This is a genomic window from Streptomyces sp. NPDC054849, from assembly GCF_053610945.1.
In genome coordinates, this window is the sequence record NZ_JBSGZI010000037.1 from 24,201 (window position 1) to 42,207 (window position 18,007).

General features: G+C 71.3%; 16 protein-coding genes. 6 read left to right on the top strand and 10 right to left on the bottom strand.

Features of this window, described 5'->3' with window-relative positions; all coding sequences use genetic code 11:
* Positions 1 to 107 precede the first annotated feature (107 nt).
* Both ACWGIF_RS18320 and ACWGIF_RS18325 read left to right on the top strand, forming a co-directional pair.
* Positions 108 to 1,535 (top strand): cytosine permease, encoded by a 1,428-nt coding sequence (locus ACWGIF_RS18320; RefSeq protein ID WP_453498311.1) that lies wholly within the window; start codon positions 108 to 110, stop codon positions 1,533 to 1,535.
* 31 nt (positions 1,536 to 1,566) lie between these two features.
* Positions 1,567 to 1,764: a hypothetical protein gene (locus tag ACWGIF_RS18325; protein WP_453498314.1), complete on the top strand. Its 198-nt coding sequence runs from the start codon at positions 1,567 to 1,569 to the stop codon at positions 1,762 to 1,764.
* Between the two features lie 140 nt (positions 1,765 to 1,904).
* Here the strand turns inward: ACWGIF_RS18325 and ACWGIF_RS18330 are convergent, their stop codons facing one another.
* From ACWGIF_RS18330 to ACWGIF_RS18345, 4 genes are all read right to left on the bottom strand, one after another.
* Positions 1,905 to 2,990 carry a branched-chain amino acid aminotransferase gene (locus ACWGIF_RS18330; RefSeq protein ID WP_453498317.1) on the bottom strand — a complete coding sequence of 362 codons (1,086 nt, stop codon included), beginning with the start codon at positions 2,988 to 2,990 and terminating at the stop codon, positions 1,905 to 1,907.
* A gap of 226 nt (positions 2,991 to 3,216) precedes the next feature.
* Positions 3,217 to 4,257 carry a 3-isopropylmalate dehydrogenase gene (locus ACWGIF_RS18335; protein ID WP_326587848.1) on the bottom strand — a complete coding sequence of 347 codons (1,041 nt, stop codon included), beginning with the start codon at positions 4,255 to 4,257 and terminating at the stop codon, positions 3,217 to 3,219.
* 82 nt (positions 4,258 to 4,339) lie between these two features.
* Positions 4,340 to 4,468, bottom strand: coding sequence for a hypothetical protein (locus tag ACWGIF_RS18340; protein ID WP_453498320.1), 129 nt, complete (start codon positions 4,466 to 4,468; stop codon positions 4,340 to 4,342).
* Positions 4,469 to 4,728: 260 nt separating this feature from the next.
* On the bottom strand, positions 4,729 to 5,610 hold the full coding sequence (locus tag ACWGIF_RS18345) for a LysR family transcriptional regulator (protein ID WP_453498323.1): 882 nt from the start codon (positions 5,608 to 5,610) through the stop codon (positions 4,729 to 4,731).
* Between the two features lie 101 nt (positions 5,611 to 5,711).
* Between ACWGIF_RS18345 and ACWGIF_RS18350 the strand changes: the two genes are divergently transcribed.
* On the top strand, positions 5,712 to 6,725 hold the full coding sequence (locus ACWGIF_RS18350) for an NADP-dependent oxidoreductase (protein WP_453498326.1): 1,014 nt from the start codon (positions 5,712 to 5,714) through the stop codon (positions 6,723 to 6,725).
* Positions 6,726 to 6,918: 193 nt separating this feature from the next.
* Here ACWGIF_RS18350 and ACWGIF_RS18355 read toward each other — a convergent pair whose 3' ends face one another.
* Positions 6,919 to 7,458, bottom strand: a complete 540-nt coding sequence (locus tag ACWGIF_RS18355; protein ID WP_453498328.1) for a GNAT family N-acetyltransferase — start codon at positions 7,456 to 7,458, stop codon at positions 6,919 to 6,921.
* Between the two features lie 110 nt (positions 7,459 to 7,568).
* Here ACWGIF_RS18355 and ACWGIF_RS18360 point away from each other — a divergent pair, with 110 nt between their 5' ends.
* A complete protein-coding gene (locus tag ACWGIF_RS18360) occupies positions 7,569 to 8,270 on the top strand; it encodes a nitroreductase family protein (protein ID WP_453498331.1) in 702 nt (233 codons plus the stop codon).
* 123 nt (positions 8,271 to 8,393) lie between these two features.
* Here ACWGIF_RS18360 and pruA read toward each other — a convergent pair whose 3' ends face one another.
* Together pruA and ACWGIF_RS18370 are read right to left on the bottom strand one after the other, a co-directional pair.
* Entirely contained in the window at positions 8,394 to 10,025 is a 1,632-nt protein-coding gene (pruA, locus tag ACWGIF_RS18365; protein ID WP_453498334.1) for an L-glutamate gamma-semialdehyde dehydrogenase, read from the bottom strand.
* A gap of 31 nt (positions 10,026 to 10,056) precedes the next feature.
* Entirely contained in the window at positions 10,057 to 10,983 is a 927-nt protein-coding gene (locus ACWGIF_RS18370) for a proline dehydrogenase family protein (protein ID WP_453498337.1), read from the bottom strand.
* A 159-nt stretch (positions 10,984 to 11,142) separates the two neighbouring features.
* Here ACWGIF_RS18370 and ACWGIF_RS18375 point away from each other — a divergent pair, with 159 nt between their 5' ends.
* Complete coding sequence (locus ACWGIF_RS18375; protein ID WP_453498340.1) at positions 11,143 to 12,621, top strand: helix-turn-helix domain-containing protein; 1,479 nt, start codon at positions 11,143 to 11,145, stop codon at positions 12,619 to 12,621.
* An 89-nt stretch (positions 12,622 to 12,710) separates the two neighbouring features.
* Here ACWGIF_RS18375 and ACWGIF_RS18380 read toward each other — a convergent pair whose 3' ends face one another.
* Entirely contained in the window at positions 12,711 to 13,298 is a 588-nt protein-coding gene (locus ACWGIF_RS18380) for a TetR/AcrR family transcriptional regulator (RefSeq protein WP_453498343.1), read from the bottom strand.
* An 89-nt stretch (positions 13,299 to 13,387) separates the two neighbouring features.
* Between ACWGIF_RS18380 and ACWGIF_RS18385 the strand changes: the two genes are divergently transcribed.
* Positions 13,388 to 14,944: an MFS transporter gene (locus ACWGIF_RS18385; protein ID WP_453498346.1), complete on the top strand. Its 1,557-nt coding sequence runs from the start codon at positions 13,388 to 13,390 to the stop codon at positions 14,942 to 14,944.
* Between the two features lie 86 nt (positions 14,945 to 15,030).
* On the opposite strand, the gene serA is transcribed toward ACWGIF_RS18385, so the two are convergent.
* Both serA and ilvC read right to left on the bottom strand, forming a co-directional pair.
* Positions 15,031 to 16,620 (bottom strand): phosphoglycerate dehydrogenase, encoded by a 1,590-nt coding sequence (serA, locus tag ACWGIF_RS18390; protein WP_453498349.1) that lies wholly within the window; start codon positions 16,618 to 16,620, stop codon positions 15,031 to 15,033.
* Positions 16,621 to 16,920: 300 nt separating this feature from the next.
* Complete coding sequence (ilvC, locus tag ACWGIF_RS18395; RefSeq protein WP_453498352.1) at positions 16,921 to 17,922, bottom strand: ketol-acid reductoisomerase; 1,002 nt, start codon at positions 17,920 to 17,922, stop codon at positions 16,921 to 16,923.
* Positions 17,923 to 18,007 lie beyond the last annotated feature (85 nt).

Below are 18,007 nucleotides of genomic sequence, written 5' to 3' on the forward strand. Positions count from 1 at the left end.
TTCATTTCCTCGGAGGGAATCATTGACCTGAGACCAGGGCTTGCGCCACATTGAGTGTCGCTCAAACACATGCGCAACCACCCCCCGCCCTGCCAAGGGAGTCCCCCATGCCCATCGAACAGCGCGGAGTCGACACCATCCCCGAGGAGGAGCGGACGAGCGGTCCCCGTGACCTGATCTCGATCCTCCTCGGCTCCAACCTCTGCCTCGGTGTGATCGTCTTCGGCTGGCTGCCCCCGTCCTTCGGACTGGGCCTGTGGCCCTCGGTCACGGCCATCGTGACCGGCACCCTCGTCGGTATCGCCTTCACCGCGCCGCTCGCGCTCGTCTCCCTGCGCACCGCGACCAACCTCTCCACCTCCAGCGGCGCCCAGTTCGGCGTCCGCGGCCGGCTCGTCGGCTCGGTGGTGGGCCTGCTGCTCTCGCTCGGCTACACCGCCCTCACCCTGTGGATCGGCGGCGACGTGATGGTCGGAACCCTGGCCCGCCTCACCGGCCTGCCGGACACCGGCGCCTCGCGTGCCGTGATGTACGGCGTCCTGGCCGCGTGTACCGTCGTCGCGGCCGTCTTCGGCTACCGGCTGCTGCTGCGCATGAGCAAGGTGCTGTCCATCGGCATGGTGGTCCTGCTGGCCGTCGGCGTCCTCGCGTACGCCCCGGACTTCACCACCGCCGCCCCGCCGGAGACCTCGTACCTGCTCGGTTCCTTCTGGCCGACGTGGGTGCTGGCCGCCGTGGCCGCCGGGCTCAGCGGTCCCGTCGCCTTCATCACCCTGCTCGGCGACTACACCCGCTACATCTCGCCGCGCCGGCACGGCTCCCGCAAGGTCCTCTGGGCCACGGCCTTCGGCCTGCTGATCGGCCTGCTGATACCGCAGCTCTTCGGCACCTACACCGCACTCGCCGCCCGGGCGGGGCTGGACTACGCCGGTCCGCTCGTGGAGGCCGCGCCGTTCTGGTACCTGGTCCCGCTGCTGGTCGCCGCCGCGGCCGGCTCGGTGGGCAACGCCGGGCTGATGCTCTACTCCATGGGCCTGGACCTCGACGCGATCCTCCCCAGGGCCACCCGCACCACGGCCACCGTGATCGCCGCGGTCGTCGCCACCGCCTTCGTCTTCTTCGGCTCCTTCGAGTGGGACGTGCAGTCAGCGATGACCTCCTTCGTGCTGCTGCTGACCGCGGTCGGCACCCCGTGGGCCGTGATCACCCTGGCCGGACACGCCCGCTGCCGCGGGGTCTACGATCCCGATGCCCTCCAGGTGTTCAACCGCCGGGCCCGCGGCGGCGTCTACTGGTACAGCGGTGGCTGGAACCTCCGCGCCACCGTCTCCTGGGCGGCCGGCGCGGCCGTGGGACTGGCCGCCGTGTCGACCCCGGTGTACGAGGGCCCGCTGCTGGCCCTGACCGGCGGGGTGGACTGCAGTTTCATCCTGTCGGGGCTGGTCGGCGGAGCGGTGTACGCCGCACTGACGGTCCGGCCGCAGGCGGCACCCGCCGCCGAGCCGACGGGGCAGGTAGCGGTGGCGGCCGACTAGGAAGGCCGCGACCAGGACACGGGGAGGCGTCGTGGAAGAGCTCGTATACGTGGCGGGAAAGATCGCCAAGGGGGCCGCGGGCCTGGCCTACGCGTTCGGCGACACCCTGATGGCCCTCGGCGGCCCGGACACCGCGAACGGGCGGCCCAAGCCTGAGGGCGAGGACGAGGACGAGGCGGACGAGAGGCGCAGGACGAAACCCGAGGACGAGACGGACGGGGCACGCTGAGCCCGCCCATCCCCCTTTCCTCACCCCCGTCCCGTCCCGTCCCCGTCGGTACGGCCGAAGGCCCCCGCGCACTGCGCGCGGGGGCCTTCGGGTCGTGCGGGTCGTTCGGGGCGCCGGGGCGCCGGGGGTTCCGCGGAGGACTAGCCGAGCGGGTGCATCCACCCGTGGGTGTCGGCGCTGTGGCCGGTCTGGAGCTCCAGCAGCGCCTTGCGCAGCCGCATGGTGACCCGGCCGGGCTCGCCGTCGCCCTGGATCCAGTTGGCGCGCTCGGACTTGACCGAGCCGACCGGGGTGATGACGGCGGCGGTGCCGCAGGCGAACACCTCGGTGAGGGTGCCGTTCTCGTTGTCGCGCTTCCAGTCCTCGGTGGTGATCCGGCCCTCCTCGGCGGTGTAGCCGAGGTCGCGGGCGATGGTGAGGAGGGAGTCGCGGGTGATGCCGGGAAGGAGCGAGCCGGTGAGCTCGGGGGTGACGATGCGGTCGCCGTACACGAAGTACAGGTTCATCCCGCCCATCTCCTCGATCCAGCGGTGCTCGACGGCGTCGAGCCAGACCACCTGGTCGCAGCCGTGCGAGGCGGCCTGGGCCTGCGCGACCAGCGAGGCCGCGTAATTGCCGCCGGTCTTGGCCGCGCCGGTGCCGCCCTTGACCGCGCGGACGTAGTCCTCGGAGAGCCAGACGGAGACGGGCTTGACGCCACCGGGGAAGTACGCGCCGGCGGGCGAGGCGATGACGATGAAGAGGAACTCGTTGGCCGGGCGGACGCCCAGGCCGACCTCGGAGGCGAACATGAACGGCCGCAGGTACAGGGAGGCCTCGCCGGAGTCCGGCACCCAGGCGCGGTCCTGCTTGATCAGCGCGTCGCAGGCCTCGATGAACAGCTCGGACGGCAGCTCCGGCATCGCCATGCGGCGGGCGGAGGCCTGGAAGCGGGCGGCGTTGGCCTCGGGGCGGAAGGTGGCCACGGTGCCGTCGGGCTGGCGGTAGGCCTTGAGGCCCTCGAAGATCGTCTGCGCGTAGTGCAGCGTCATGTTCGCCGGGTCCATCGAGAGCGGCGCGTACGGGACCAGCTCGGCATCGTGCCAGCCGCGGCCCTCGGTCCACTTGATCGTCACCATGTGGTCGGTGAAGTGGCGGCCGAAGCCGGGGCTGGCCAGGATCGCCTCGCGCTCCGCGTCGGACAGCGGGTTCGAGGAGGGCTTGAGCTCGATCGTGGGCGTCGTCATGAGTGCTTGTCCTTCACCGGTTGTGTATGGCGGACCGCGCTCACGGCGTACTAGGACGTCCGAGCTTCCCCGCATTCCGCGGCCTCGCGTTCGATTATCGCGCGCGGGCAGGCTTCGGAGAAGCGGGGAGAGCGGCCCAGGGGAGATGGTGGCACCCGGGCGCCGCACAGGAGAAGCCGCCGGGTCCCATTGTGACCCGGCGGCTTCCTGAGGTGGAGCTGCCGGGTCAGCCGGCTACTCGAGCGGCGAGGGCGTCGCCGATCGCGTCGGTGGAGCGGAAGGTTCCGTCGCGCTCCGCGAGGTCGGCGGAGACCGCGTCCTCGATGCGGACGGCCTCGGCCTCGTAGCCCAGGTGCCGCAGCATGAGGGCGACGGAGAGGATCGTCGCGGTCGGGTCGGCCTTGCCGGTGCCGGCGATGTCCGGGGCCGAGCCGTGGACGGGCTCGAACATGGACGGGAAGGCGCCGGTCGGGTTGATGTTCCCGGAGGCGGCCAGGCCGATTCCGCCGGTCACGGCGGCGGCCAGGTCGGTGAGGATGTCACCGAAGAGGTTGTCCGTGACGATGACGTCGAAGCGCTCGGGCTGGGTGACGAAGAAGATCGTCGCGGCGTCGACGTGCAGGTAGTCGGTGGTGACCTCGGGGTACTCCTGGCCGACCTTGTCGAAGATGTTCTTCCACATGTGGCCCGCGTACACGAGGACGTTGTTCTTGTGGACCAGCGTCAGCTTCTTGCGGGGGCGGGAGTTGGCCCGCTCGTACGCGTCACGGACGACGCGCTCCACCCCGTACGCGGTGTTGATGCTGACCTCGGTGGCCACCTCGGCGGGCGTGCCGGTGCGCAGGCTGCCGCCGTTGCCGGTGTACGGGCCCTCGGTGCCCTCACGGACCACGACGAAGTCGATGTCCGGGCGACCGGCCAGCGGGGTGGCGGTGTTGGGGAACAGCTTCGACGGGCGCAGGTTGATGAAGTGGTCGAACGCGAAGCGGAGCTTCAGCAGCAGGCCGCGCTCCAGCACGCCGGACGGGACCGACGGGTCGCCGATGGCGCCCAGCAGGATCGCGTCGTGGTGCTTGAGGGCTTCCAGCTCCGCATCCGGGAGGGTCTCACCGGTGCGGTGCCAGCGCTGGGCGCCGAGATCGTAGGGCTTGGTCTCCAGCTTCACATCCTGGGGCAGGACCGCGGTAAGGACCTTGAGTCCCTGAGCCACGACTTCCTGGCCGATGCCATCACCGGGGATCACTGCGAGATTGATGCTGGTCGACATGGCGAAACCGTACTCCGTGTCCCAGCCCTCAGACATTCTGCGTCCACCATGTGGACGCAGAATGTCCCGGACGGGGTGCTGGTCAGTGGCCGGTCGATCCGCCGTTGTCACGGCGGTCGAGAGCCCGCTGGAGGGCGGCGGCGGCGTTCTTGCGGTCGTCGGCCGAGCGGGAGGCCTGGCGGACGCGGCGGGCGGCGGTGGTTGCGGTCATGGTGATCGACTCCTTGAGATCACGGCGTGGCGGAGCCACGGATGAGGGGTTCCTTCAAGGCGCCGGAAGAGGCGGGGAGCAGTGCGCCGCAGGGATTGCCTGCCAGGGGCGCGCGCTCTCGACCGCCATTCGCCTGATCGGCGAGACGTTCGGCTTCTACAAAGCTAGGTCAGGTCCCGCTGTATGTCTCGGCAATTACTCGGACTTCCTACTATCTGAGACGCTGGACCCCTCGAAGAGCCCCGTCACGATGGTCCGTTTCATCCTTTCTCGGAGCGAAGTTCCCTGATCAGAGCCCTGACCGCGAGAGTTGAGGCCGATTCCGGTGTGGTGACGTATCCCACCTGCCTCACCGGCCCCCGTGGACCCAGACCGGTGATCTGGACCGCCTCGGTCGCCTCCCGCAGGGACAGCTCGGGCATGATCGCCATACCGAGGCCCCGGCCGACCATGGTCAGCACCATCGCGTCGTCCTCGGCCTTGACGGTCGCCCTCGGGATCCAGTCCTGGGAGCGCCACCAGGACCGCGTGTAGGAGCCGCAGTTCTCGTCCCAGTCCATCAGGGGCAGCGCCTTCGGATCCGGATGTCCGGCCGGGTGCACCAGCCGGTACGCCTCCTCCCTGAGCACCCCGCTCAGCAGACCGGGCGGGGCCCCGTCCGGCGAGCCCAGCGTGGCGATGCCCAGGTCGGCCCGGCCCGCGGCCACCTCGCCCGCCGTGCCGGCGCCGATCTCGCGCACCACCCGGACCTCGGGGCGGATGCCGGGGTGCCGGGCGGCGAGCCGTTCCAGGGCGGGCGGCAGCAGGTGCAGGGCCGCGCTGCGGAAGGCGGCGATCCGCAGCACCCCCTCCACCGCGTCCGAGCCCCCGTCCCGGCCCGCGCCGCGCACCTCCGCGCCCATCACCTCGTACAGCCGCAGGATCCGGCGGGCGTGTCCGACCGCCCGCTCCCCCGCCCGGGTGGGCGAGGCCCCGGACCGCCCCCGCTCGAAGAGCACCGTGCCGAGCTTGGCCTCGCTGCCGCGCACCGCGTGCGAGACGGCCGACTGGGTGAGGCCGAGCGCGGCGGCCGCGGCGGAGAAGCCGCCGGCCTCCGCGACGGCGACCAGGATCCGCAGCTCCTGCGGGAGAAGATCGGACATCGGGGCCCCCACCTCGTTCTATGAGCGTCATTCATGGATGTGCCGCTTCCATGAACGCAACCCCCTGCCCGGCGCGCGGATTCCTTCCTAGCGTCAGGGCCATGACCACGAACACCGCTCGCGCCGTCCACCAGATCGCCCGGCCCGCCGGCTTCCCCGCCGCGACCGACTTCGCCTACGTCTCCTCCCCGGTCCCGGAGCCGGGCCCCGGCACCGCCCTGGTGGCGAACCTGCTGCTCTCGGTGGATCCGTACCACCGCGGAATGATGGACGGCAGCGAGGACGGCTTCGCGCTCGACACCCCGCTGGAGGGCCGCTCGCTGGGCCGCGTGATCGCCTCCCGCGACCCGGGCCTCGCCGAGGGCGACCTGGTCTTCCACCGCGCGGGCTGGCGTACACACGCCGTCGTCACCCTCGGCGTGGACGGCACCCGCAAGCTGCGGGGCCACGCGGGCGTCCCGCTGGAGGCGTACCTCTCCATCCTGGGCGGCACGGGTCTGACCGCGTACGCGGCCCTGACCCGGACCGCGGCGCTGCGCCCGGGCGAGGACCTCTTCGTCTCCGCCGCCGCGGGCGGGGTGGGCACGGCCACCGGGCACATCGCCCGGCTGCTCGGCGCCCGCCGGATCATCGGCAGCGCGGGCTCGGCGGCCAAGGTCCGCCACCTCACCGAGGTGCTCGGCTTCGACGCGGCCTTCGACTACCACGACGGCCCGGTCGGCGAGCAACTCGCGAAGGCGGCCCCCGACGGCATCGACGTCTACGTGGACAACGTGGGCGGCGAGCACCTGGCGGGCGCGATCGACGTACTGCGCGAGTTCGGCCGGATCGCCTGGGTCGGCGCCGTCTCCACCTACAACGGCGACCGGTCCCCCGCGGCGCCCCGCAACCTCTTCGAGGTCGTACACAAGTCGCTGCGGCTGGAAGGAGTGTTGGTCCGCCACCACACCCGTCTGCAGGACGAATTGGAGGACTTCCTCGTGCCGCATCTGCGCAGTGGCCGGATCGGTACCGATACCACCGTTGTGCAGGGATTCGACCGCACGGTGGACGCCTTCCGCGGCATGCTCCGCGGGGAGAACCTGGGCAAGATGCTGGTGCGGATCAACGGCTGATCCGGCCACCCGGACGTTCACCGAACTCTGGGTGAAGAGGGTTCGTGCGCATCGGCGCCGGGCTGATGGCAACGCCGCTGCCTTCGGCATCGGCTGGTACGACTTCACGATCCTGGCCGCCTCCGACCGCACCTGGTCGCGCCGCTACACCGGCCACAAAGGGTCGGGCGCGCCGAGCGTCTCCGGGTCGTGGCTACAGGACGTCCCCGTCCCGCCAGTCGAAGTCGAGCCGCCCGGCCGGGTCCAGCCGGATGCCGCCGGACGGCGCCCACACGTACGTGGACCCCTCCTCCTCGGGGAGCCTCAGCGGCCCGTCCGGCGAGAGCGCCCCGACCGCGCCCGGCCACACCGACCAGCCGCGGGCGATGTAGAGCCCGGCCCCCTCCTGCGACGCCGACAGCGCCCCGAGGACGTACGCCCGCCCGACGATCCGTTCCAGCTCGGCCATGACCCGCGCGCCGAGCCCCCGCCGCCGCAGGCCGGTCCGTACGGCGACGGCCTCGACGTACCCGGTCCGCAGGGCCCGCCCGCCGTGCACGACCCGCCGCTGCACCACACTGCCGTGCGCGACGAGCACACCCCCCGCGTCCCGGACCAGCACGTGCATCCCGCCGAGCGCGTGCTCGAAGTCCTCGTCCGCGAAGTCCCCTTCGAAGGCCTCGTCGAGCAGCGTCCGGATCTCCCCGGTCTCGCCGTCGCTCAGTTCCGAGGTGTGCACGGTCCGCGTGTCCATCCCGGGACCGTACCAAGGAGCGCATTGCGGACGCCGAAGTGCCCTCCACCGGCCGGAAACGGCCGACACGGCCCTGGCGGTCTGGACCAATGCGTCGGCAGACTCGCCCCATGTCGCCCGATACCCAGCAGTGGACCCCGATCCACGGCCAGCCGTACCGTCCCGCCGCCTACCGGCCCGAGCGCATGCCGACCCGGGAATCCCTCGCGCGCGCGGCCGGTTTGCGAGCGCGGATGGCCGAGCGCCGGACCGTACGCCACTTCTCCCCGGACCCGGTGCCCGAGCAGGTGGTCCGGGACGCAGTCGCCTGTGCGGCGACCGCACCGTCCGGTGCGCACCAGCAGCCGTGGACCTTCGTCCTGGTCAAGAACCCGGCCGTCCGCCGGCAGATCCGCGCGGCCGCGGAACAGGAGGAGGTGCTGTCCTACGACGGCCGCCTCGGCGAGGAGTGGCTGGCCGCCCTGCGCCCCCTGGGCACGGACGCCGTCAAGACCCACCTCACGGACGCCCCGTCCCTCGTCGTGGTCTTCCAACAGCGCTACTGGCTCGGCCCGGACGGCACGAAGCACAAGCACTACTACGTCGACGAGTCGGTCGGCATCGCGGTCGGCATGCTCCTGTCCGCCCTCCACCTGAGCGGCCTGGCAGCCCTGGTCCACACCCCGAGCCCGATGCGCTTCCTCGGCCAGGTCCTGAACCGCCCGGCGAACGAGAAGGCCTTCGCGGTCATCCCGATCGGCTACCCGGCGGCCGACTGCGAGGTCCCCGACCTGGTCCGCAAATCCCTGGACCAGGTCGTCGTGGAGGTCTAGGGGCTCCGGAACGGGCCCCCAGAACCGTGGACCGCCCGGAACCGGGACCGCCCCGGACATGGGAACCGCCCCCGCTCCGGACTTGGGGGTACCGGAGCGGGGGCGGGGTTCGGGGGGGCCGGGTCAGCCCATGTGGGGGTACCCGTAGTCGGTCGGCGCGACCAGGGTCTCCTTGATGGAACGGGTGGAGGTCCAGCGCTGCAGGTTGGTCGCGGCGCCCGCCTTGTCGTTGGTGCCCGAGGCGCGACCGCCGCCGAAGGGCTGCTGGCCGACCACGGCGCCCGTGGACTTGTCGTTGATGTAGAAGTTGCCCGCCGCGAAGCGGAGCTTCTCCATCGCGTCCGCGGCCGCGTACCGGTCGGCCGCGATGATCGAACCGGTCAGGGCGTACGCCGAGACGGACTCCATCTGGGCCAGCATCGCGTCGAAGTCGGCGTCCTCGTAGACGTGCACGGCGAGGATCGGACCGAAGTACTCGGTCGTGAAGACCTCGTTCTCCGGGTCGGTGCACGCGATGACGGTCGGGCGGACGAAGTAGCCCTCCGAGTCGTCGTACGTGCCACCGGCGACGATCTCGCAGGTCGGGTCGGCGATCGCGCGGTCGATCGCGGCCTTGTTCTTCGCGAACGAACGCTCGTCGATGACGGCGCCGATGAAGTTGGTCAGGTCGCGGACGTCACCCATGGCGATGCCGTCGACCTCGGTCGCGAAGGCCTCCTTGAAGCCGTCGTTCCAGATCGAGGCCGGGACGTAGGCGCGCGAGGACGCCGAGCACTTCTGGCCCTGGAACTCGAAGGAGCCGCGGGTCAGCGCGGTCTTCAGGATCGCGCGGTCCGCGGACGGGTGCGCGACGACGAAGTCCTTGCCGCCGGTCTCGCCGACCAGGCGCGGGTAGGACTTGTACTTCTCGATGTTGTTGCCGACCGTCTTCCACAGGTACTGGAAGGTCTTGGTCGAGCCGGTGAAGTGGATGCCGGCCAGCTCCGGGTGGTTCAGGGCCACCTCGGAGACGGCGATGCCGTCACCCGTCACCAGGTTGATGACGCCCTTGGGCAGGCCCGCCTCCTCCAGGAGCTCCATGAGGAGCACCGCGGAGTGGGTCTGCGTCGGGGACGGCTTCCACAGGACCACGTTGCCCATGAGGGCGGGGGCGGTCGGCAGGTTGCCCGCGATGGCCGTGAAGTTGAACGGCGTGATCGCGTAGACGAAGCCTTCGAGCGGACGGTGGTCGCTGCGGTTCCACACGCCGGCGGAGTTCGCGACCGGCTGCTCGGCCAGGATCTGGCGCGCGAAGTGGACGTTGAAGCGCCAGAAGTCGACGAGCTCGCACGGGGTGTCGATCTCGGCCTGCTGAGCGGTCTTCGACTGACCCAGCATGGTGGAGGCGGCGAGCTTCTCGCGCCACGGGCCGGACAGCAGCTCGGCGGCGCGCAGGATGATCGCGGCGCGGTCGTCGAAGGACATCGAGCGCCAGGCCGGGGCGGCGGCCAGGGCGGCGTCGATCGCCTCCCGGGCGTCGGCCTCGGTGGCGTGGGCGAAGGTGCCGAGCACCGACTTGTGGTCGTGCGGCTGGACCACGTCGAAGCGCTCGCCGCCGCCCATCCGCTTGACGCCGTTGATCGTCATCGGAAGGTCGATCGGGTTCTCGGACAGCTGCTTGAGCTGTGCTTCGAGCCGCGCGCGCTCCGGGGTGCCGGGGGCGTACGAGTGGACCGGCTCGTTGACCGGAGCGGGGACCTGGGTCACAGCATCCATGGGGCTGGTAACTCCTTGACCTGGTTCTTGGCTAGTTCTTGGTGATCATCGAGCGGACGAAGAAGAGGAGGTTGGCCGGCTTCTCCGCGAGGCGGCGCATGAAGTAGCCGTACCAGTCCGTCCCGTACGCGGTGTAGACGCGCATCCGGTGCCCCTCGGCGGCGAGCCGCAGGTGCTCCTCGCTGCGGATGCCGTACAGCATCTGGAACTCGTACTCGTCCAGCTTGCGCCCTGCCTTGCGGGCGAGCTCCTGGCCGATGGCGATGAGACGCGGGTCGTGGGACCCGATCATCGGGTAGCCCTCGCCGTCCATCAGCACCTTCAGGATGCGGACGTACGCCTTGTCGATCTCCGCCTTGTCCTGGTACGCGACCTCGGCGGGCTCCTTGTAGGCGCCCTTCACGATCCGGACGCGGCTGCCTGCGGCGGCCAGGCGGCGGGCGTCGGCCTCCGTGCGGAAGAGGTAGGCCTGGATCACGCAGCCGGTCTGCGGGAAGTCCTTCCGCAGCTCCTCGTGGATGGCGAACATCGAGTCGAGGGTGGTGTGGTCCTCGGCGTCGAGCGTCACGGTGGTGCCGATGGCGGCGGCGGCCTCGACGACCGGGCGGACGTTGGCGAGGGCGAGCTCGTGGCCGCCCTCCAGCGCCTGGCCGAACATCGACAGCTTGACGGACATCTCGGCCTTCTCGCCGAGGCCGAGCTCCGCGAGTCGCTCGATGAGCCGGAGGTAGGCGTCCCGGGCGGCGTAGGACTGCTCCACCTCGGTGATGTCCTCGCCCACCACGTCGAGGGTGACCTCGAGGCCGTTGCGCGTGAGCTCCTCCACGATCGGGATGACCTGGTCGACGGTCTCGCCGGGGATGAACCGGTTCACCACGGGCTTGGTCACCGGGGCGGCCGAGACGATACGACGCATCTTGTCGCTGCGCGAAGCGGCGAGGATCACGGGACCCAGCACGGGGGCACCTCCAGCGGGTGGCAGAAGAAAGCTCAAGTAAAACCACCGTGAAACCTAAGGATCGCTTCGATCCTCTGCCATCGACAGCTGTCACGCATCCGTGGTCCGGATCTCATACATCTGTCTGAAGAGCCTGTGCGGGGGTGGGAGAATGTCGGGGTGAAGGGCGATTACCAGGACCTGGTGGACGAGATCTCGGCGCTGCTCGGCGCCCCTGCGACCCTGGAGAACCGGGACTTCCGCCTGATCGCCTTCGGCGCGCACGACAGCGACGACGACCTGGCGATGGACCCGGTCCGGACCCGCTCGATCCTGACGCGGCAGTCGACGGCGGCGGTCCGGTCCTGGTTCGAGGGCTTCGGCATCGCCCGCGCGACCGGGCCCGTCCGGATCCCGGCGGCGCCGGACGCGGGGGTGTTCCGCGGGCGGATCTGCCTCCCGGTGCGGTACCGGGGCATCGTGCAGGGCTACGTGTGGCTCCTCGACCAGGAGCCCGGCCATCCCGGCCCCGATCCGGCGGTGCTGGCCGCGGCCATGGAGGTGGCCGAGCGGATCGGGGTGCTGCTCGCCGAGGAGGCGAAGGCGGGGGCGGACCTCTCGCGGGAGTTCCTGGCGGTGCTCACGGCCGCGCGCGGTTGGCGGCAGGACATGGCGGTGGCCGCGCTGCGGGCCGCCCTCGGCCCGGGCGGGGACGGGCTGCACGCGGCGGTCTGCGTGGCGCCGTGGACCGGGGAGGCTCCGGCGTCGGTCCCGGGCGCGGCGGCGGTGTGCGTCGTACCGCGGCGGGGCGGGAGCGAGACGGGAGGGGCCACCGGTCCGGGCGGAGGGCCCGGGGCGGGGCCTGCGGGCGGGCCTGCTCTGGCGGTCCTGCTCCGGCTGCGCTCGACGGACGCGCTGGGCCCGGCCCTGACGGCGGTGGCCCGGCTGCTGCCGCGCACGGCCGACCCGGCGGGCACGGCCGGAACCGGAACACCGGCCGGGGCGCCGGGCAGGCCCTCCGGCGGGGCGCCGGCCGCGGCATCGACACCGACATCGGCGTCGGGCGGGGCCGGGGCGCCGGGCAAGTCCTCCGGCAGGGCTTCGGCGTCGGCGACGGGCGGGGCTTCCGCCTCGGCGACGGGCGGGGCTTCCGCCTCGGCGACGGGCGGGGCTTCCGCCTCGGCGACGGGCGGGGCTTCGGCCAAGTCGTCGGCCGGAAGCGCCGTGGCCACGGCCGCCGCCCACCGGACGACCGCCGGGGTCGCCGACCCCGTCCGGGGCCTCGCGGAGCTGCCCGCCGCCTGGGAACAGGCCGTCGCCGCCGCCCGGGCCGCCGCCGCACAACCCCGGCTCGGCCCGGTCGCCCAGTGGTCGGCGATCGGCGCGTACCGGCTGCTGGCGACCCTGGCCGCCGACCCGCTGGACGACCCGGCGGCCCGCACCCTGCTGACCCCGGCCCACCGCGAACTCGCCCGTACCGCCGAGGTGTTCCTGGACTGCGCCGGCCAGGCGGGCCGCGCGGCGGCCGCCCTGGGCGTCCACCGCCAGACCCTCTACTACCGCCTCGGCCGGGTGGAGCAGCTGACCGGCCTGGACCTGGACGAGGGCGAGGACCGCCTGCTGCTCCACATGGCCCTCAAGGCCTCACGCCTGGCCTGAGGCCTGCCTCCGGGCCCGGTCTGCGACTCCCCCGGCCCGGCCCGATCGGCAGTGGGACGGGGCGCGCCCGGCGGTGGTTGCGCCTCCGCTCAGCCCTCGGCGCCCCGCGGGCGCATCATCGCCTCGGCGGCCCGGCGCATGCCCTCGGTGAACTCCTCCGCCGTGGCGGCCGACTCCGGATCGAACAGCCACTGGATCATCAGACCGTTGAGCAGTGCCTGGTAGAAGGTGCCCAGCGTGCGGATGTCCCGCTCGTCGAGCTGGTCCTCTGGCGTGCCCGTCAGCATGGAGATCAGACCGCGCCGCCCCTCGGCCTGGGAGGCCGCGAGCAGGGTCCGCAGCTCCGGCAGCCGGTCGCCGCTCAGCGCGACCTCCATGCTTGCCGCCCAGACCGGACCCGACTTCTCGTGCTGCGCCAGGACGCCCTCCCAGACCGCGCGGAAGCGCTCCAGGGAGCCGCCCTCGCCCTGCAGACCGGCCTGGAAGACCTCGCCCCACTCCTCCATCAAGGCGATGAAGGCCTGGGTGAGCAGGGCGTCCTTCGAGCCGTAGTGGTAACCGATGGAGGCCAGGTTCGTCCCCGAGGCGCTGACGATGTCGCGCGCTGTGGTGCGCACGAACCCCTTCTCGGCCAGGCACTTCTTGGCACCTTCGAGCAGATCTTCGCGATGTCCCATGGCACCACGGTAGCAATACAGCCGTCCCAGACAACAGTTTCATACAAGCGTCATAGACAGTCGTTTAAGACGTGTGTACATTCACCTTCATGACGAACCCCGCCGCCACAGCGCGACTCGCCGGCCGCCGCGAATGGACCGCCTTCGCGGTCCTGGTGCTGCCCCTGCTCCTGGTCTCGATGGACGTATCGGTCCTCTACTTCGCCATCCCGGCGATCACCGAGCAGCTCGACCCGAGCGCCACCCAGCAGCTCTGGATCTTCGACAGCTACGCCTTCGCCCTCTCCGGCCTGCTGATCACGATGGGCTCCCTGGGCGACCGGATCGGCCGACGCAAGCTGCTGCTGATCGGTGCGACCGCCTTCGGCCTCGCCTCGATCGGCGCCGCCTACGCCACCAGCGCCGAGATGCTCATCGCGGCCCGCGTGCTCCTCGGCATCGGCGGCGCCACCCTGATGCCCTCCACGCTGGCCCTCGTCCGCAACCTCTTCCAGGACGCCGGGCAGCGCGGGAAGGCCATCGCCATCTGGTCCGGCGCCATGACCGGCGGCATCGCCCTCGGCTCGGTACTCAGCGGAGTGATGCTGAACCACTTCTCCTGGGGCTCCGTCTTCCTGATCAACGTGCCCGGGATGCTGCTCCTGCTGATCCTGGTCCCCCTCCTGGTCCCGGAGTTCAAGGACCCGGCCCCCGGCCGCTTCGACCTGCTGGGCGTCCCGCTGTCCATGGCCGCCGTGCTGCCGCTCGTCTACGGCCTGAAGGAGATCGCCGCCGAGGGTTTCGAACCCCTCCCCCTGGGCTGCCTCGCCGTCGGTTCGGCCTTCGGATACGTCTTCGTCCGCCGCCAGCGCACCCGTGACGACGCCATGGTGAGCCGGGCGCTGTTCCAGGGCCGCGGATTCGGTGCGGGCGTCGGTCTGAACACCATCGCCGCCTTCGCCATGATGGGCTCGGCCTACTTCACGACCCAGTACCTGCAGTCCGTGCTCGGCATGGGCCCCCTGGAAGCCGCCCTGTGGAGCCTCGCCCCCTCGCTCGTCATCGGCGCCGCGGCCCCGGTCGGCGCGGCTCTGGCCCAGAGGGTGGACCGGGCCTATGTGATCGCCGGCGGGTTCGCCCTCGCCGCAGCCGGGTTCGCCCTGATCGGCCTGGTCGGAACCGACTCGCTGTGGCTGCTGCTGATCGGCGCCGGGGTGCTGGCCTCGGGCATCGTCACCGTGATGTCCCTGGTGTCCGACATGGCGCTGGCCTCGGCCCCCGCCGAGAAGGCCGGTTCGGCCGCCTCCCTGCTGGAGACCGGCCAGGAGTTCGGCGGTGCGCTCGGGATGGCCCTGCTGGGCAGCCTGAGCACCGCCGTCTACCGCAGCGACCTGGCGGACTCCGAGCCCGCGGTACGGGAGACCCTGGGCGGGGCCGTCGCCACCGCCCACCGGATCGGCGGCGCGGCCGGCGACCAGGTGCTGGACCTGGCCCGGGAGGCCTTCGTCCACGGCATGCAGTGCGCGGCCTGGGGCGGTACGGCACTGCTGCTCGGGGCGGCCGTGCTCGCCGCGGCTCTGATGCGGGGTGCTGAAGCCGCCGCCCCGCCCGCGGCGGAGCCGGCCGGCGCTCCCGGAGACCGCGTCCACGAGGCGACGTACAGCTGATCGGTTCGGACTCGGGCCGGCCGGCGCAACGCGAAACGCGAAAGGGCCCGGGGTCTCCCCCGGGCCCTTCGCCTGTGTGCTGCCGGTCAGCCGAGGCTGACGGTGCGCGCCGAGACGGCGCCGATCTCTGCGGCGATGTCCGTAAGAACGTTCGCCGGGACCTCGGCGTCGACGGTGAGGACGGCGAGCGCCTCGCCGTGCTCCTCCGCGCGGGCGACCTGCATGCCGGCGATGTTCAGCCCGGCCTCACCGAGGACGCGGCCGACGGTGCCCACCACGCCGGGGCGGTCGGTGTAACGCAGCACGACCATGTAGTCGGCGAGCGCCAGGTCCACGTCGTACTCGCCGATGCCGACGATCTTCTGAAGGTGCTTCGGGCCCGCGAGCGTGCCGGAGACCGAGACCTCCTGACCGTCCGACAGGGTGCCGCGGACGGTGACCACGTTGCGGTGGTCCGGGGACTCCGAGCTGGTGGTCAGGCGCACCTCGACACCGCGCTCCTGCGCGAAGAGGGGGGCGTTGACGTAGGAGACCGTCTCGTCGACGACGTCCTCGAAGACACCCTTGAGCGCGGAGAGTTCGAGCACCTTGACGTCGTGCTGGGTGATCTCGCCGTAGACCTCGACGTCGAGGCGGACCGCGACCTCGCCCGCGAGGGCGGTGAAGATGCGGCCGAGCTTCTCGGCGAGCGGCAGGCCCGGACGGACGTCCTCGGCGATGACGCCGCCCTGGACGTTGACCGCGTCCGGCACGAGCTCGCCGGCGAGCGCGAGGCGCACCGACTTGGCGACCGAGACGCCGGCCTTCTCCTGGGCCTCGTCCGTGGACGCGCCGAGGTGCGGGGTGCAGACGACCTGGTCGAGCTCGAAGAGCGGGGAGTCCGTGCAGGGCTCCTTCGCGTACACGTCGAGACCGGCGCCGGCGACGCGGCCCTCCTTGATGGCCGTGTACAGGGCGCCCTCGTCGACGATCCCGCCGCGGGCGGCGTTGACGATACGGACGGACGGCTTCACCTTGTGCAGGGCCTCGTCCCCGATGAGACCGAGGGTCTCGGGGGTCTTGGGCAGGTGCACGGTGATGAAGTCGGCGACCTCGAGCAGCTCGTCCAGCGTCAGCATCTTGACGCCCATCTGGGCGGCGCGCGCGGGCTGTACGTAGGGGTCGTACGCGACGATCTTCATGCCGAAGGCCGACATGCGCTGCGCGACCAGGACGCCGATGCGGCCGAGGCCGACGACGCCGAGGGTCTTCTCGCTGAGCTCGACACCCGTGTACTTGTTCCGCTTCCACTCACCGTTCTTCAGGGCGGTGTTGGCCTGCGGGATGTTGCGGGCGGTGGCGACGAGCAGGCCGCAGGCGAGCTCGGCCGCGGTCACGATGTTCGAGGTCGGGGCGTTGACGACCATCACGCCGGCCTTGGTGGCGGCGGAGACGTCGACGTTGTCCAGACCGACTCCGGCGCGCGCGACGACCTTCAGCTTCTTCGCCACGGCGATGGCCTCGGCGTCGACCTTGGTGGCGGAGCGGACGAGGATCGCGTCGACGTCGGCGATCGCGGGCAGCAGCTCGGCGCGGTCGGCGCCGTTGACGTGCCGGATCTCGAAGTCCGGACCGAGCGCGTCCACCGTGGCGGGCGACAGCTCTTCGGCGATGAGTACGACAGGTTTCGAGCTCACGTGGGTCCTCACAAGTCCAGTGCGGACGGCCGTCCCGACGGCCGCAGGCGGTGGAGGGGGTAGCCGCGTGGAAGACGCACGACACTGTGGGCCTGACGCGTATGTGTTGAGCAGTGTAGTGGCGCCGGCGGGCCGGATTTCCGCCTGTACGGAAGGATCACCCTTCCGTGGTTGGCCGGGTTGGACAAGCGACGTCCCCGAGGGCTGGATTCACGGCTCACCGGCCGTCCGGACGGCTGGTCCGAACGGGTGATGTGCGGCGGGGCCGGAACGCACCGTCCCGGCCCCGCCGCCACGGGATCAGCTCTCGTCGCTGTCGACCCAGCTCATCAGCTTGCGCAGCTTCTTGCCGGTGGTCTCGAGCAGGTGCGCCTCGTCGGCCTTCTTGTACTCGTTGTACTTCGGCAGACCGGCCTTGTACTCGGCCATCCAGGTGTTGGCGAACTCGCCGCTCTGGATCTCCGCGAGGACCTTCTTCATCTCGGCCTTGGTGGCGTCGGTGATGACGCGGGGGCCGGTGATGTAGTCGCCCCACTCGGCGGTCTCGGAGACCGACCAGCGCATCTTCTCCAGGCCGCCCTCGTACATGAGGTCCACGATGAGCTTCAGCTCGTGGAGGCACTCGAAGTACGCGATCTCCGGCTGGTAGCCGGCCTCGGTCAGGGTCTCGAAACCGGCCTTGACCAGCGCGGAGGCGCCACCGCAGAGGACGGCCTGCTCACCGAACAGGTCGGTCTCGGTCTCCTCGGTGAAGGTGGTCTTGATGACGCCGGCGCGGGTGCCGCCGATGCCGGCCGCGTACGAGAGGGCCAGCGCGAAGGCGCTGCCGGTGAAGTCCTGCTCGACGGCGGCGATGCAGGGCACGCCGCGGCCTTCCTCGTACTGGCGGCGGACCAGGTGACCCGGGCCCTTCGGGGCGACCAGGGCGACGTCCACGTTGGCCGGGGGCTTGATGAAGCCGTACCGGACGTTGAAGCCGTGACCGAAGAAGAGCGCGTCGCCCTTTTCGAGGTGGTCCTTGATGGACTCCTCGTAGATCTCGGCCTGCAGCGGGTCCGGGGTCAGGATCATGATGACGTTCGCCCACGCGGCGGCCTCGGCCACGGGGACGACCTTCAGGCCCTGCTCCTCGGCCTTGGCCTTGGACTTCGAGCCCTCCTTCAGGCCGACGACGACGTCGACGCCGGAGTCACGGAGCGACAGCGCGTGGGCGTGGCCCTGGCTGCCGTAACCGATGACCGCGACCTTGCGGCCCTGGATGATGGACAGGTCGGCGTCGTTCTCGTAGAACAGCTCGGCCACTGGGATATCTCCTTGGTGCGCTGGTGTTGCTCCCACCGTACGGCGGGGAACGGAATCTGAGTTTCTCGGTCTCGCCATGCGAGCT

Excerpts from the sequence above, each read along its gene's own strand:
- pruA (WP_453498334.1), bottom strand. The coding sequence starts at position 10,025 with ATGGATGCTGTGACCCAGGTCCCCGCTCCGGTCAACGAGCCGGTCCAC.
- ACWGIF_RS18355 (WP_453498328.1), bottom strand. The coding sequence starts at position 7,458 with ATGGACACGCGGACCGTGCACACCTCGGAACTGAGCGACGGCGAGACC.
- ACWGIF_RS18360 (WP_453498331.1), top strand. The coding sequence starts at position 7,569 with ATGTCGCCCGATACCCAGCAGTGGACCCCGATCCACGGCCAGCCGTAC.
- ACWGIF_RS18335 (WP_326587848.1), bottom strand. The coding sequence starts at position 4,257 with ATGTCGACCAGCATCAATCTCGCAGTGATCCCCGGTGATGGCATCGGC.
- ACWGIF_RS18320 (WP_453498311.1), top strand. The coding sequence starts at position 108 with ATGCCCATCGAACAGCGCGGAGTCGACACCATCCCCGAGGAGGAGCGG.
- ACWGIF_RS18340 (WP_453498320.1), bottom strand. The coding sequence starts at position 4,468 with ATGACCGCAACCACCGCCGCCCGCCGCGTCCGCCAGGCCTCCCGCTCG.
- ACWGIF_RS18380 (WP_453498343.1), bottom strand. The coding sequence starts at position 13,298 with ATGGGACATCGCGAAGATCTGCTCGAAGGTGCCAAGAAGTGCCTGGCC.
- ACWGIF_RS18330 (WP_453498317.1), bottom strand. The coding sequence starts at position 2,990 with ATGACGACGCCCACGATCGAGCTCAAGCCCTCCTCGAACCCGCTGTCC.
- ACWGIF_RS18385 (WP_453498346.1), top strand. The coding sequence starts at position 13,388 with ATGACGAACCCCGCCGCCACAGCGCGACTCGCCGGCCGCCGCGAATGG.
- ACWGIF_RS18345 (WP_453498323.1), bottom strand. The coding sequence starts at position 5,610 with ATGTCCGATCTTCTCCCGCAGGAGCTGCGGATCCTGGTCGCCGTCGCG.
- ACWGIF_RS18350 (WP_453498326.1), top strand. The coding sequence starts at position 5,712 with ATGACCACGAACACCGCTCGCGCCGTCCACCAGATCGCCCGGCCCGCC.